Source organism: Brevibacterium sp. ZH18, from assembly GCF_022748595.1.
GTDB lineage: Bacteria > Actinomycetota > Actinomycetes > Actinomycetales > Brevibacteriaceae > Brevibacterium.
Window position 1 is genome coordinate 1 of the sequence record NZ_JALDSX010000044.1, and the last position, 13,953, is coordinate 13,953.

Annotated in this window: 13 protein-coding genes; 1 reads left to right on the forward strand and 12 read right to left on the reverse strand. The window is 63.2% G+C overall.

Annotated elements, in window-relative coordinates; all coding sequences use genetic code 11:
• Positions 1–98: 98 nt before the first annotated feature.
• The 7 genes from ilvD to cysK all read right to left on the reverse strand — a co-directional run bounded on the left by ilvD (position 99) and on the right by cysK (position 7,690).
• The gene (gene ilvD, locus MPN20_RS13710; protein ID WP_242783017.1) at positions 99–1,811 is read right to left on the reverse strand and encodes a dihydroxy-acid dehydratase; all 1,713 of its coding nucleotides are present in this window, start codon (positions 1,809–1,811) and stop codon (positions 99–101) included.
• A 158-nt stretch (positions 1,812–1,969) separates the two neighbouring features.
• Positions 1,970–2,917 (reverse strand): 2-hydroxyacid dehydrogenase, encoded by a 948-nt coding sequence (locus MPN20_RS13715; protein WP_242783018.1) that lies wholly within the window; start codon positions 2,915–2,917, stop codon positions 1,970–1,972.
• Positions 2,918–3,032: 115 nt separating this feature from the next.
• Positions 3,033–3,497, reverse strand: coding sequence for a MarR family transcriptional regulator (locus MPN20_RS13720; protein WP_242783019.1), 465 nt, complete (start codon positions 3,495–3,497; stop codon positions 3,033–3,035).
• A 2-nt stretch (positions 3,498–3,499) separates the two neighbouring features.
• Positions 3,500–4,204, reverse strand: coding sequence for a CE1759 family FMN reductase (locus MPN20_RS13725; protein WP_242783021.1), 705 nt, complete (start codon positions 4,202–4,204; stop codon positions 3,500–3,502).
• Positions 4,201–5,382: an LLM class flavin-dependent oxidoreductase gene (locus MPN20_RS13730; protein ID WP_242783023.1), complete on the reverse strand. Its 1,182-nt coding sequence runs from the start codon at positions 5,380–5,382 to the stop codon at positions 4,201–4,203. The genes MPN20_RS13725 and MPN20_RS13730 overlap by 4 nt, the downstream gene beginning before the upstream one ends.
• A gap of 489 nt (positions 5,383–5,871) precedes the next feature.
• A complete protein-coding gene (gene epsC, locus MPN20_RS13735) occupies positions 5,872–6,579 on the reverse strand; it encodes a serine O-acetyltransferase EpsC (RefSeq protein WP_242783025.1) in 708 nt (235 codons plus the stop codon).
• Positions 6,580–6,763: 184 nt separating this feature from the next.
• Entirely contained in the window at positions 6,764–7,690 is a 927-nt protein-coding gene (gene cysK, locus MPN20_RS13740; protein ID WP_242783027.1) for a cysteine synthase A, read from the reverse strand.
• Positions 7,691–8,119: 429 nt separating this feature from the next.
• Here cysK and def point away from each other — a divergent pair, with 429 nt between their 5' ends.
• Positions 8,120–8,692 carry a peptide deformylase gene (gene def, locus MPN20_RS13745; protein WP_242783029.1) on the forward strand — a complete coding sequence of 191 codons (573 nt, stop codon included), beginning with the start codon at positions 8,120–8,122 and terminating at the stop codon, positions 8,690–8,692.
• Between the two features lie 108 nt (positions 8,693–8,800).
• On the opposite strand, the gene MPN20_RS13750 is transcribed toward def, so the two are convergent.
• The 5 genes from MPN20_RS13750 to MPN20_RS13770 form a co-directional block, all read right to left on the reverse strand.
• The gene (locus MPN20_RS13750) at positions 8,801–9,865 is read right to left on the reverse strand and encodes a hypothetical protein (RefSeq protein ID WP_242783031.1); all 1,065 of its coding nucleotides are present in this window, start codon (positions 9,863–9,865) and stop codon (positions 8,801–8,803) included.
• A gap of 145 nt (positions 9,866–10,010) precedes the next feature.
• Positions 10,011–11,492 (reverse strand): Asp-tRNA(Asn)/Glu-tRNA(Gln) amidotransferase subunit GatB, encoded by a 1,482-nt coding sequence (gatB, locus tag MPN20_RS13755; protein ID WP_242783033.1) that lies wholly within the window; start codon positions 11,490–11,492, stop codon positions 10,011–10,013.
• The gene (gatA, locus tag MPN20_RS13760) at positions 11,489–12,991 is read right to left on the reverse strand and encodes an Asp-tRNA(Asn)/Glu-tRNA(Gln) amidotransferase subunit GatA (protein ID WP_242783035.1); all 1,503 of its coding nucleotides are present in this window, start codon (positions 12,989–12,991) and stop codon (positions 11,489–11,491) included. The genes gatB and gatA overlap by 4 nt, the downstream gene beginning before the upstream one ends.
• Positions 12,991–13,296, reverse strand: coding sequence for an Asp-tRNA(Asn)/Glu-tRNA(Gln) amidotransferase subunit GatC (gene gatC, locus MPN20_RS13765; protein WP_242783037.1), 306 nt, complete (start codon positions 13,294–13,296; stop codon positions 12,991–12,993). The genes gatA and gatC overlap by 1 nt, the downstream gene beginning before the upstream one ends.
• Positions 13,297–13,402: 106 nt before the next feature.
• Entirely contained in the window at positions 13,403–13,873 is a 471-nt protein-coding gene (locus MPN20_RS13770) for a hypothetical protein (protein WP_242783039.1), read from the reverse strand.
• Positions 13,874–13,953: the final 80 nt, after the last annotated feature.

Genomic DNA, 13,953 nt, shown 5'->3' on the forward strand with positions numbered 1-13,953 from the left:
CACCGCCTCGGCGATGGATGGCACTTCCTCACACATGGATCGATCCCGGAATGCGAGGAATCGACTATTCGATGATCAGATCATCGGGTGTTTCCTGCTCAGAAGCAGACAGCTCCCATCGAGGCCGACTGCACGAGCTTGGCGTACTTGCCGAGCACACCGGTGAGGCGGTGGTTCTCGGGGATCGTCCAGGTCTTGCGACGCTCGGCGAGGACCTCTTCATCGACGTGGAGTTCGATCGAACGCGCGGCGATGTCGACGGTGATTTTGTCCCCGTCCTCGACGAAGGCGATCGGGCCACCGTCAACGGCCTCAGGGGCAACGTGACCGATGCACAGTCCCGTGGAACCACCGGAGAACCGGCCGTCGGTGATGAGCAGGACGTCCTTGCCGATGCCTGCGCCCTTGATTGCACCGGTGATGGCGAGCATCTCGCGCATACCCGGTCCGCCCTTGGGTCCTTCGTAGCGGATGACGACGACGTCGCCCTTCTTCAGCTCACCGTTGAGAACGGCGTCCATGGCCGGCTTCTCCTGGTTGAACACACGAGCAGTGCCTTCGAAGACGTCGGCATCGAATCCAGCGGACTTCACAACGGCACCTTCAGGAGCCATCGAGCCCTTGAGCACGGTGAGCCCGCCGGTGGCGTGGATCGGGTTGTTCATTGCGCGCAGGATCTTGCCATCGGGATCCGGCGGATTGATGGTCTCGAGGTTCTCGGCCACGGTCTTGCCGGTCACCGTCATGCAGTCACCGTTGAGCATGCCGTTGTCGAGGAGAGCCTTCATAACCACCGGCACGCCGCCGATCTTGAAGACATCGTTCATCACGTACTGGCCGAAGGGCTTGACGTTGCCCAAGTGCGGGACCTTGTCGCCGATGCGGTTGAAGTCATCGAGGGTGAGCTCGACGTTGGCTTCGTGAGCGATGGCCAGGAGGTGAAGGACCGCGTTGGTCGAGCCGCCGAAGGCCATGACCACGGCGATCGCGTTGTGCAGCGATTCGCGGGTGATGATGTCCTTCGTCGTGATTCCCTGACGCAGCAGGTTGACTACAGCGTCACCGGACTTGCGCGCGAACATGGTGCGGTCGCGGTGGATGGCCGGGGGCGCGGCCGATCCTGGCAGGGACATGCCCATGGCCTCAGCGGCCGAGGCCATCGTGTTCGCGGTGTACATGCCGCCGCAGGCGCCTTCACCCGGGCAGACAGCGCGTTCGATGGAGTCGACGTCTTTCTGGCTGATGGTTCCGGCACGGCAGGCACCGACTGCTTCGAAGGCGTCGATGAGGGTGACTTCCTTCTCGGTGCCGTCCTCCATCTTCGCGGTGCCCGGCATGATCGAACCGTTGTAGAGGAAGACGCTGGACAGCCCGAGGCGGGCGGATGCCATGAGCATGCCCGGGATGGACTTGTCGCAACCGGCCATGAGGACCGAACCGTCGAGGCGTTCGGCGCTCATCACGGTCTCGACGGAGTCAGTGATGACCTCACGGGAGACCAGCGAGTAGTGCATGCCTTCGTGGCCCATGGAGATTCCGTCAGAGACGGAGATTGTTCCGAACTCCAAGGGGAAGCCGCCCGATTCGTGGACGCCTTCCTTGGCAGCCGCACCGAGGCGCTGGAGCGACATATTGCACGGGGTGATCTCGTTCCACGAGGTCGCGATGGCGATCTGCGGCTTGACCCAGTCGTCATCGCCCATGCCGACGGCCCGCAGCATGCCGCGTGCGGCAGTGGCTTCGAGTCCGTCGGTGACGTCGCGGGAACGTGGTTTGATGTCCGGTGTGGTGGAGTTCGTATCAATGCTCATGCAGGCACTCTACGCCGGAGTCCACCATATATATGCCAAGTTCTCGCATGTTGGAACCCGTGTCCAGCACCGCCGTCAGCGCCCGGCGATAAGGACTCAGCGAGCAGCTGCGAACTTAGCCTGGCCTAAGTATTGCCTGATCAGCAGGGTTGTCGATTTCACTCGGGTTTGATGAGGTTGAGCGGCGCTTCGCCATCGTTGAGACGGCGCACCTGCTCAGCCAGAATCTGCACGACCCGGGGCTCGAACGCCGAGGTGTCCCCTCCGACGTGCGGGGTAATGAGAGTATTCGGAGTCCCCCACAGTGGGTGGTTCTCCGGCAGCGGCTCCGGGTCCATGACGTCGAGTGCGGCGTGGAGGCGACCAGCGGAGAGCTCGGCGACAAGGGCATCGGTGTCGACGACTTTGCCGCGGGCAACGTTGACGATGAGCGCATTGTCGGGCAGCTGCGCGAGGAATTCCTTGTCGACGAGGTGGTGCGTCGAGTCGGTCAGCGGAGTGATGAGCACGACCACCTCGGTGTGAGGAAGGAGGGTCGGCAGCTCGTCGACGCTGTTGACGTGGCCGCGCTCGTCATCGCGGGCCTTCGTGCCCACCCGGGTCAGGTCGATCTCGAAGGGGGCCAGACGATCGGCGATCGCGTTGCCGATCTCCCCTGCGCCGATGACCATCACCCGACGGTCCTGCAGTGACCGGTTGCGTCGGTGGTCCCAGGTCCGTGACACCTGATTGCGCACAGCGTCGTCGATGCCGCGCAGGCTCGTGAGCATAAGGGCGATCGCGAGTTCCGCGGTGCCGCCGGTGTGGACCCCCGACGAGGTGGCCACGGCGATGCCTTTTTCCGGCAGATGGGCGACTGGATCGAATCCGGTGGTCTGGGTGATGACGAGACTGAGGTTGGGCAGCTCGTCGAGCATGCCGATCGTCGCACCCGAATCCATGTACGGCAGGACAACGACGTCGATGTCGTCCTTGCTCAGCTTGGCCGATTTCTCAGCGTCCGAGTAGACGACCAGGTCGACGTTGGCACGCTGATGCGCCGGGATGCGGGCGATGACGCGATTGCGGAGTTCAGAGTCTGGGAAAGCTATGGTCTTGATCGACATATTCACATTGTGGCACGAGACGCCCCTTTCAGGCAGGGGCTTCACCAATCGGACTAGGCCTTCCCATCGAACCGGGCCTCACCAATCGGACCAGGCCTCCCCAATCAGACGCGGGTCACTCGGGCAGGGCTCGGCCGATCCGCTCGAAGACCCGGCCGATGACTTCAAGCTCTTCGTCGTCGACGTGGGACAGGAAGACCGCGTCGATGTCCTCCCGGTGCTCGTGGCCTGCTCTGATGAACGCCTGCGCCCCCGCCTCGGTGAGGGAGATGTTGTGGGCCCGTTTGTCGTCCGCGCACTCGGTCTTCTCCACCAGACCGGCGTCCTCGAGGACCTTGATCCGGTAGTTGAGCCGTGAGGGCGAGAACACCAGACGCTTGGCCAGGATGCTCATCGTCAGCGTCCTCTCCGGCGCCTCCCACAGAAGCAGCAACGTGTTGTAGTCGCTGACGGTCAGCCCATCACGGTCCTTGAGGTTCGTCTCGAGGCTCTGCCTGATCCGCTGCGAAGTCTCGAAGTACAGACGCCACGCATTCTGCGCCAGAGCGTCTCGGCCGCGGCCGAACTTGATCTCAGCCATCATCAGCCTTCGAGCAGCTGCGCGAACGGGGTGATGAACTCGGGATTGAACTCATCATCGATGCTCGGCCTCCGCCCCTGCTCGGGACGACCAAACTCACCGCTGCCCTGGGTTTGGACGGGACTGCCGGCCGCCTCGGTGGAACCGGGACTCACCGGAGCGACTCCGTGGATGGCCGCTGACAGACTGACGAGTTCTTCGGTAGCCTGACGGATCCGCGCGTTGAGGTTCCGCCCGCCTTCGATGCTGCCCCAGTCATCCGTCGCAGCGAAGATCGTCGTCGGCACAACGATCCCCTTGAGGTAAGACAGCATGGGACGCAGCACGGCCTCGCCGGCCAGCGAATGCCGCGGTGTGCCACCGGTCGATCCGATGAGCACCGGTTTGCCGGCCAGCGTTTTCTCGTCGATGAGCTGCCAGAACAGGGTATGCAGACCCACCGGCGCGACCTTGTACACGGGGGTCACCGTGACGATCGCATCCGCCTTCGTAACCTGTGCGAATGCCGCTTCGAGCTCTTCGGAGCGAAATCCGGTCAGAGCCATGTCCGTCAGAGCCGAGCTCAGGTTGCGCACGTTGACGTGGTCGGTCTCCACGGTCAGTCCGATTCCCTCCACCGCCGAGGTGGCTGCGGCGAGGATCTTGTTCGCGAGTTTGAGTGTGGTCGAGTCCTCGCTCAGCGAGGTCGAGACGCTGAGGATCCTCATCGGCGATCAGCTCCTTGGGTGTCGTTCTGCTCGGCGGCCCGGGCCTGACGGTCGGCATAGGCACGGGATCCGGGTCCGCCGCCGGGGATCGGGTCTCGACCTTCGCGATGGCGGATGACCAGCGATTCATGTGTCGGCGCATCCGGCACGTCGGCGGGACGGCTCGCGGCGAATTCCTTCCGCAGAACCGGGATGACCTCTTCGCCGAGGAGGTCGAGCTGCTCGAGCACGGTCTTCTGCGGCAGGCCCGCATGGTCGATGAGGAACAGCTGGCGCTGGTAGTCACCGGCCCAGTCGCGGAAGCTGAGGGTGCGCTCGATGACCTGCTGCGGTGAGCCGACCGTCAGCGGTGTCTGAGTCGAGAAGTCCTCGAGGCTCGGTCCGTGGCCGTAGACCGGGGCGTTGTCGAAGTACGGCCGGAACTCGTTGACGGCGTCCTGCGAATTCTTGCGCATGAACACCTGTCCGCCGAGTCCGACGATGGCCTGACTGGCCGTGCCATGTCCGTAGTACTCGTAGCGCTGGCGGTAAAGCTTGACCATCCGTGCTGTGTGCGACGTGGGCCAGAAGATGTTGTTGTGGAAGAAGCCGTCACCGTAATAGGCGGCCTGCTCGGCGATCTCCGGGCTGCGGATCGATCCGTGCCAGACGAAGGGCGGCACGTCATCGAGAGGAGTCGGTGTGACGGTGAAACCGTTGAGAGGCGTGCGGAACTTCCCTTCCCAGTCGATGTTCTTCTCCCGCCAGAGGCGGTAGAGCAGGTTGTAGTTCTCGACGGCCAACGGGATACCCGAACGGATGTCCTTGCCGAACCAAGGGTAGACGGGACCGGTGTTTCCGCGGCCCATGATGAGGCTGATACGGCCGTCGGAGAGGTGCTGAGCGTAGGAGTAGTCCTCGGCGATGCGCACTGGATCGGTCGTCGTGATCAGCGTGGTCGCAGTGGAGAGCTGCAGCTTCTCGGTCTGGGCCGCGATGTTCGAGAGCAGCACGGGCGGATTGGCGGGCGCCACGAACGGCGGGTTGTGGTGCTGGCCGGTGGCGAAGACATCGAGGCCGACCTCTTCTGCCTTCTTCGCGATCTCGACCGTATTCTTGATGCGCTGATGCTCAGTGACGGTCGTGCCATCGGTCGGGTCGGTGGTGACGTCGCCGATGCTGAAGATTCCGAATTCCATTGCTGCTCCTTCTGCTCACTGCCCGCGAACTCTCCTTGAACTGAATAACTTCAGTTTTGAAGTAACTAGTTGAAAGTTTAACAGAGAGGTTGCGGAAAGTATTCCCGGGATGCTTCAGGGGCAGCGTGACCTGGTCCTGCCGAACCCGAATGCAGGCATGAATCGTCGCGTAGCGAGCGCACCAGCAAAGCGCCGCCAGACTCCCTTTTTCGACGCACGGCATGGGCAGGCATCATCGGCAGCGGCTGCGATCGCCGCCGGGACTGTTGAATTCGCGTGGAAGCGCCGGAGCTGCGCTGAGTGACGAAATCGAGGGACGAAATCGAGCGACAAAGCCGAGCGACGAAATCGAGCGACAATGTCGAGTGACGAAGTCGAGTGAGGAGCGAGCCGGCCTGATCAGACGGCCAGTCGGATCAGACGGCCAGATCAGAGGGCCTGATCAGACGGCCAGATCAGCCAGCCAGCCGGGCGTTTCGGTCAAGCCGCTCAGATCCAGATAGCCGGATCGACGAGCTCGAAGTCGGCGTACTTCGACTTCTTATCCTCAGTGACTGCAGCGCTGGCCGCTCCTGCTGCGGTGCCAGCTTCCGGTGCAGCGGTCTTGCCGCTTTTCTTCGGTCGCACTGTCGCCGGGATGCCCACTGCGCTCGAGTCGGCCGCGACGTCCTTGACGACGACGGCGTTGGCGCCGACCGAGGAATTGTCCCCCACCACAACAGGGCCGAGGATCTTCGCACCCGACCCGACGAGCACGTGATTGCCCAACGTCGGGTGGCGCTTCGTCTGCTCCATCGATGTCCCGCCCAGGGTCACCTGGTGGTAGAGCATGACATCGTCGCCGATCTCAGAGGTCTCCCCAATGACGACACCATTTGCATGGTCGATGAAGAACCGGCGTCCGATCGTCGCGCCGGGGTGGATCTCCACTCCGGTCAGGGTCCGCACAGCCTGCGACATCAGACGGGCCGGCACCTTGGTCGCATCATGTTGCCATAGCTTGTGCAGACCTCTGTGTGCCCAGATGGCGTGCATTCCCGGGTAGGAGATGAGCGAGACGAAGTCGTTCGTGGCTGCCGGATCACGACGTCGAACCGTGTCGAGGTCCTCGCGCAGGGTCTCTCGAACCCCTGGCCGGCTCAGCCCGAAGGCGGCCGCTCCCAGAGCCGCAGCCGCCGCTGTCCACAGTGCCTTCATCTCAACCGTCCTTTGTGTTCGTCCGTGTGCTCGAATTGTGCTCGCACGTCTGCGCTGCACATCATGTTCGTCAATATGGTGAGGGCGCCAAACAGATGTTTGGCGCCCTCACGATACGACCGGCTGATGATTCTGACCTCGATCAGTCGAGGTCCGACACCGCCCGGTCGAAGTCGGTCACTGCTCAGTCCATGTATTCGGCGAACAGCGGAGTCGACAGGTAACGCTCTCCGAAGTCGGGCAGGACGACGACGATGCGCTTGCCAGCGTTCTCGGGGCGGGCACCGAGCTGCTCGGCCGCGACCAGCGCTGCGCCGGAGGAGATTCCGACCAGCAGTCCCTCTTCCTTCGCGACCTCACGGGCGCGGGTGAAGGCGTCGTCGTTTTCGATGGTGACGACTTCGTCGTAGATCTTCGTGTCAAGCACACCGGGCACGAAGTTTGCGCCCAGTCCCTGGATCGCGTGAGGACCAGCCTTTCCGCCGGAGAGCAGAGGCGATGCTGCAGGCTCGACGGCGACGATCTTCACGTCGGGATTGGCTTCGCGCAGGGCGGCACCGGCGCCGGTGATCGTACCGCCGGTTCCGATGCCCGAGACGAAGAGATCGACCTTGCCATCGGTGTCCGCGATGATCTCGGGACCGGTGGTGGCGCGGTGGATGTCAGCGTTGGCCTGGTTCTCGAACTGGCGCACCAGGACGGCACCGTCGGCAGCGAGCGACTCAGCCTTCTCGACGGCGCCCTTCATACCCTGGGCCTTGTCGGTGAGGACGAGCTCGGCACCGAATGCGCGCAGGAGTGCACGGCGTTCCTTCGACATGGACTCCGGCATGGTCAGCACGACCTTGTAGCCGCGCGACGTTCCGATCATCGCCAGAGCGATACCGGTGTTGCCCGAAGTCGCTTCGACGATCGTTCCGCCGGGCTTGAGCTCTCCCGAGGCTTCGGCAGCATCGATCATCGCAACACCGATGCGGTCCTTGACCGAATTCGCTGGGTTGTAGGATTCGAGCTTCGCGACGATCTCTGCGCCCGAACGCTCGCTGGCCTTGTTGATCCGGATCAGAGGTGTGCGGCCAACCAGTTCGGAAACATTGTTGAAGATAGTCAAGGCGTGTCCTTTCAAGCTTGTCGATTCGCCCGGTGTCGCCGTCGGCGACGTTCCCGTCACTCACCAGCGGCCGTGGCTTCACTGAATTCGTCTCGTGGACCGAGACGGCTCACGACCATCATAACCACGCGAGAATCGTGGTTGTTCCACAGAATGTTGCTCAACAATCAATGTTCGCTTCGGGCGAAATAACTCGCACGAATATGTACAGATATGAAATGAGGCCTGACAATTCGCTTGACGGGTTCGCCTTCAACGACAAACCGCTGAGCAATCGGGTTTCGACCGGTTCATATATCCACCGTGTACTCCGGTTCGTTCCCCCGCGCCACGTCGTCATTTCTGAGACGCACGCGTCACAGAATCTGCAGCGCCGAGGTGGTCGACGCCACCGTGATCACCTGGCCGAATACCGATACGATAGTCCTCATGGCCATTCACCCCATCCTTATCTACGGAGAGCCCGTCCTGCATCGCCGGGCAGAGAAGATCACCGACTTCGACGACGACCTGAGAACTCTGATCGCCGAGATGCACGAGACGCTCGATGCGAGCAACGGAGTCGGCCTCGCTGCTCCGCAGATCGGTGTGGGGAAGCGGATCTTCGTCTTCAACGCCGATGATGACTCCGGCGTGCGCCGTCGCGGCACCTTCATCAATCCTGTGCTTGTGGCCTCGAAGGTGCCCGACACCCGGCCGGACCCGGATGACGAGACCGAAGGGTGCCTGTCAGTGCCAAGCCTCGACTTTCCGCTCAAACGCGCGGACCGCGTCACGGTCAACGGCGTCGACGAATTCGGGCAGACGGTCTCATTGACGGCCGAAGGCTGGTTCGCACGCATCATGCAGCACGAGTACGACCATCTCCAGGGCACGCTCTACGTCGATCGTCTCGACAAGCGCTGGTCGAAGAAGTGGAAGAAGGAACAGGCCGCCAACGGGTACAACGAGCCCGGTCAGTCGTGGATGCCCGGAGTCGATCCCGATCCGTTCGGACACTAACTTCGTCAGCTGGTCAGGCTCCGACTCTCCTCAGCTGGTCAGGGCTGGTCAGGCTCCGACTCTCCTCAGCTGGTCAGGCTCTGACTCTCGTCAGTTGGAAGACTCTCCTCAGTTCGAAGTGCGGTCGTCTCGCGGTGAGGATTCCAGTGCGTCGATTGACTCCTGGGCGGCGGTCAGTCGGGAGTCGAAGTCATCGAAGTCATCGGCTGTCTGGTCGAGTTCGGCGACCAAGCCTGAAATGATCGCTGATTGAGATTCAGCGTCGATGCGCAGCTCCCTGAACTGCCAATCGGCCGACTCGTCGGCAGCGGTCCGCGACAGGACGTCGAGGACGCGGTCACCGAGTTCGCGTGAGCGCTCCGAATTGTGCAGAAGCATGAGCTGCTGGTCGAGTTCGATGAGGTGCTCGTAGTACTCGTGCATCGACAGCACGCGGTTAGCCATCGAATTGAACGCGACGGCCAGCTTCGACAGGTAGGTCTCGACGGACTTCGCAGTGCCTGCGTCCCTGATGCTCTCGATCTCCTCGCGCAGCCGCACGAGTTCAGCCAACCGGACTCCGATCGAGGCGACCGCGTGATCGAGGTCGACGCGCGAGACGTGCTCTTTGAGAATCGGGTGGGTCCATGCGCGGGTTCGCACGATCTTCCGCGCAATCGTCACCGCGAGGTGGAACAGGCGCTGCTCGTCCGTGTCGCGCCCGTCCTTGCGGCCGGTGAGGAATCCGAGGCTGGCCGGGGTGATCCATTGAGCCTGGCCGACCTCGCGACGGTTCTTCCGGCTCAGTCGTTTCGGATCACGCAGGTACTTCGGCCCCATGACTGCGGCGAACACTCCTGTTCCCAGTGCCGTGATGCCGCCGAGGCCGCCGAACGTCAGTGCGGCGTCGCCGAAACCTGACAGCAGTGCCAGTCCGCCCGGGGCGGCGAATCCGGCCGTGACCACAGTGCCGGCGGCGGTGCCGCCCTTGAAGAGCACGCTGGAGCGGAAGAGATTGCGACGCATTCCGCCGGTGAGCATGATGGCGCTCGGCGAACCGGCCGTGTAGTGATAGCCGCGTGCGTTCCAGGCTCGCATGATGCTCTGGTTGACGCTTTCGGGCACGAGAATACGGTAGATCGGGACCGATTTCCCGCACTCGCTCTTCCACAACGACTTCCACGTCTGGGACACCGCATTCACCTCCACGTACGACTGGCACGCTCACGCCGATCCAGGTCCTCGACGTGCGGCCAAGGAGAATGCGAAAAGCCACACCCTCCGGACGTTCTTTGAAAAGAAGTCTAGAGGGTGTGGCTGGATCAATCCTGAGTTCTGGTCAGGCGTTGATCTTGGCGAGGATCAGGTCCTTCGCCTTTCCTGCGTCGGCCTGACCGCGAGTGGCTTTCATGATCGGTCCCATCAGCGCACCGATGGCCTGCATCTTTCCGCCCTTGATCTTCTCGACGACATCGGGGTTCGCCGCGATCGCCTCGTCGACGGCAGCCTCGAGGGCTCCCGTGTCCTCGACGATCTCGAGACTCCGGGCACTCATGACGTCTGCGGGGTCGCCTTCACCGGCAGCCACACCGATCAGAACGTCCTTCGCGAGCTTGTCGTTGAGCTTCCCGTCGTCGATCAGCCCCGTCAGGGCCGCCACCTGTGCGGGGGTGACGAGCTCGGTCGGGTGCTTGTCCTCCTGGTTTGCCAGTCGGGCCACCTCACCGGTCCACCATTTGCGCGCCGCTGCCGGCTTCGCGCCCGCGGTCACGGTGTCATCGATGGCCTCGAGCAACCCGGCATTGACGATGTCGCGCATCTCCAGATCGGAGAAGCCCCACACCCCTGCCAGTCGACGACGCTTCTGGGCAGGCAGCTCCGGCAGAGTCGCCCGCAGCTCCTCGACCCAGTCGCGGCTGGGAACCAGCGGGACGAGGTCAGGCTCAGGGAAGTACCGGTAGTCATCGGCATCCGACTTCGGCCGACCCGAGGAGGTCTCACCTGTGTCTTCGTGGAAGTGACGGGTCTCCTGGACGATCTTCTCGCCGGCTTCGAGGCGCGTGGCCTGGCGGGCGATCTCGGAACGGACCGCACGCTCGATCGAGCGGAAGGAGTTGACGTTCTTCGTCTCGGTGCGAGTGCCCAACGGTGCGTCGGGGCTCTCGCGCAGCGACACATTGACGTCGGCGCGGACGTTGCCCTGCTCCATGCGTGCTTCCGAGACCCCGAGGGCACGGAAGATGTCACGCAGCGTGCGTACGTAAGCCGAAGCCACCTCGGCGGCGCGTTCCCCGGTCCCGGTGATCGGGTGGGTCACGATCTCGACCAAAGGCACACCGGCACGGTTGTAGTCGACCAGGGAATGGTCGGCACCGTGGATGCGGCCGGTGGCACCGCCGATGTGAGTGTTCTTGCCGGCGTCTTCCTCCATATGGGCGCGCTCAACGGGGATGGTGAACATCGTTCCATCTTCGAGCTCGACCTCGACAGAGCCTTCAGAGGCGATGGGCTCGTCGGACTGACTGGTCTGGAAGTCCTTGGGCACGTCCGGGTAGAAGTAGTTCTTCCGAGCGAAGCGGCAGGTCTCGGCGATCTCGCAGCCGAGGGCCAGACCGATCTTGATGGCGTATTCGACGCCCTTCTCGTTGACGACCGGCAGCGATCCGGGAAGTCCCAGGGAAGTCGGCGTGATATTGGTGTTCGGTCCCCCGCCGAAGGTGTTGGGGGCGGCGTCGAACATCTTGGTGGCAGTCCCGAGCTCGACGTGGACCTCGATGCCGATGACCGGATCGTACTTCTTGATCGCGTCTTCGTATTTCACTTGGTTGCCTGTCCTTCCGCGAGGGTGTCGAGCACACGTCCGCCGGCTGATTCGAGTGCGGCCTCGAGCGGTCCTGCCACCTCGTAGAGCTTCACGTCCTCACGTGCCGGGGCGAGGATCTGGAATCCGACGGGCAGTCCGTCCGCAAGCCCTGCGGGCAGGGACAGACCGGGGATTCCGGCGAGGTTCGCCGGGATCGTTGCCACGTCGCCGAGGTAGAGGGCCATCGGATCGGAGGCCGCCTCGGCGCCGAACTTCAGCGCGGTCGTCGGTGCCGTCGGCGAGACGAGGACGTCGCAGGCTTCGAAGGCCTTGGCGAAGTCGTTCTGGACGAGGGTGCGGATCTTCTGCGCCGAACCGTAGTAGGCGTCGTAGTAACCGGCCGAGAGAGCATAGGTGCCCAGGATGATGCGGCGCTTGACCTCGTCGCCGAAACCGGCGGCCCGGGTCGCTGACATCACGGTCTCTGCGGTGATCGGACCCGATTCAGGTTCGACCCGCAGTCCGTAGCGCATGCCGTCGTAGCGGGCCAGGTTCGAAGACACCTCTGACGGCATGATCAGGTAGTAAGCGTCGAGGGCGTAGGAGATCGACGGGCAGTCGACCTCGACGATCTCGGCACCGGCTGCGGCAGCGACATCGAGGGCGGCAGAGAACGCGTCGCGGACTCCGTCCTGGTAGCCCTCGCCACGCAGCTGCTTGATGACACCGAGCTTCTTGCCCTTCAGCTCCGACGTCTGTGCCGCGGAGAGGAACCCTCCGACAGGGTCAGGCAGGGAAGTCGAGTCGAGCGGGTCGTGGCCGGCGAGGAGTTCGTGCAGAGCTGCTGCGTCGGCGACGCTGCGACCCATCGGGCCGACCTGGTCGAGACTCGATGCCATTGCGATGATGCCGAAGCGGGAGATCGAACCGTAGGTCGGTTTGACTCCGACAGTGCCGGTGAAGGCCGCAGGCTGGCGGACCGAGCCGCCGGTGTCGGTGCCCACAGACAGAGGAGCCTGGAAGCCGGCGAGAGCGGCGGCCGCACCGCCGGAGGATCCGCCGGGAACGTGTTCGAGGTTCCACGGGTTGCGAGTGTTGCCGAAGGCCGAGTGCTCGGTCGTCGATCCCATCGCAAATTCATCGAGGTTGGTCTTACCCAGAACAGGCAGGCCCGCGGCCTTGACCTTGTTGTGGACGGTGGACTCGTAGGGCGGAACCCAGTTCTCAAGCATCTTCGAGCCCGCAGTCGTCCGCACGCCTTCGGTGACGACGAGGTCCTTGAGCGCGACCGGCACACCGGCCAGTGCATGAAGGTCTTCGCCGCTGCTGCGCTTGGCGTCGACGGCCTTGGCCGTTTCGAGGGCGAGATCGTCGGTGACCGTGATGAAGGAGCCGAAATCACCTTCAGTCGCGTGGATGCGATCCAGGTGGGCACTCGTAACTTCGACGGAGGAGAACTCGCCGGACTTCAGTCCTGCGGCGAGTTCGAGTGCGCTCTTGTGCGTCAGGTCGCTCATCATTCCTCCCCAAGGATCTGTGGGACGAGGAACTTGTCGTCGGCCGAGGCCGGAGCCGAGGCAAGGGCCTGCTCACTAGTCAGGGTCTCCCCCACGACATCGGGACGCAGCACGTTCGTCAGCGGAATCGGATGGCTCGTCGCCGGTACGTCGTCGCCGGCCACTTCATTGACCCTGGCGACATTCTGCAAAATGGTGGTCAGATCACCGGCGAGCGCTTTCAGCTCATCCTCGCCCATGGCGATCCGAGACAGTGAAGCCAAATGCTCGACTTGTTCGGGGGTGATTGCGGAGGACTCCGTCATTCCCTGCCTTTCATCGTCGTGATAACTCCCACCAAGTCTAGTCTCTTCGGCAGACTCGATCGGATGCCCACGATGTGAGGTTCGCCGAGGCGGTTGGGCGTTGGTCCTAGACCATGCTGCGTTCGGGCCAGGTGCGCTCTCCCCGGATGTAACTCGAGAGGTCGCCGAGGACTCGGTCCGCATCGGCCTGCGAGAATTCCCCCGCGAGAACTCCCGATTGGAGGTCTCCAGCGAGGTCCATGACGCGGGAGTCGGCTTCGACTGCGGTGTTGGCTACGAGACCGGCACGCTCTTTGCCCTGTGCAGTCGGGTCGTCCTGTGCAGTCGGGTCGGTGCCGGGGCCTGCATCGCCGGAACCGCCCGTGCCATCGTCGCCTCGGTTCTGGTCTTCATCGTCTCTGGACCCGGTCGTGATCGGCGGCAAGACACCGGTCAGCGCTTGCGCAGCAACCCGTTTCGTCAGCTGTGCACCCGGATTGAGGAGAAGATCGGCTATGCCAGCTGTCACGGGAGCAGTGGAGAGAACCGCCGCAAGAACGATGGCAGTACCGGCGATCAATCGGGGAATAGCGTTCATACCTTCACTCTTCCAGGCCAAACTGTCCCAGAACTTCACCCCCGCTGTGACGAGGCTTGATGTTCGGTGACGAAACCGTG

Bases quoted from the DNA above. Each gene is read 5' to 3' on its own strand.
- ilvD (WP_242783017.1), bottom strand. From the start codon at position 1,811: ATGAGCATTGATACGAACTCCACCACACCGGACATCAAACCACGTTCC.
- MPN20_RS13715 (WP_242783018.1), bottom strand. From the start codon at position 2,917: ATGTCGATCAAGACCATAGCTTTCCCAGACTCTGAACTCCGCAATCGC.
- MPN20_RS13720 (WP_242783019.1), bottom strand. From the start codon at position 3,497: ATGGCTGAGATCAAGTTCGGCCGCGGCCGAGACGCTCTGGCGCAGAAT.
- MPN20_RS13725 (WP_242783021.1), bottom strand. From the start codon at position 4,204: ATGAGGATCCTCAGCGTCTCGACCTCGCTGAGCGAGGACTCGACCACA.
- MPN20_RS13730 (WP_242783023.1), bottom strand. From the start codon at position 5,382: ATGGAATTCGGAATCTTCAGCATCGGCGACGTCACCACCGACCCGACC.
- epsC (WP_242783025.1), bottom strand. From the start codon at position 6,579: ATGAAGGCACTGTGGACAGCGGCGGCTGCGGCTCTGGGAGCGGCCGCC.
- def (WP_242783029.1), top strand. From the start codon at position 8,120: ATGGCCATTCACCCCATCCTTATCTACGGAGAGCCCGTCCTGCATCGC.
- gatA (WP_242783035.1), bottom strand. From the start codon at position 12,991: ATGAGCGACCTGACGCACAAGAGCGCACTCGAACTCGCCGCAGGACTG.
- gatC (WP_242783037.1), bottom strand. From the start codon at position 13,296: ATGACGGAGTCCTCCGCAATCACCCCCGAACAAGTCGAGCATTTGGCT.
- MPN20_RS13770 (WP_242783039.1), bottom strand. From the start codon at position 13,873: ATGAACGCTATTCCCCGATTGATCGCCGGTACTGCCATCGTTCTTGCG.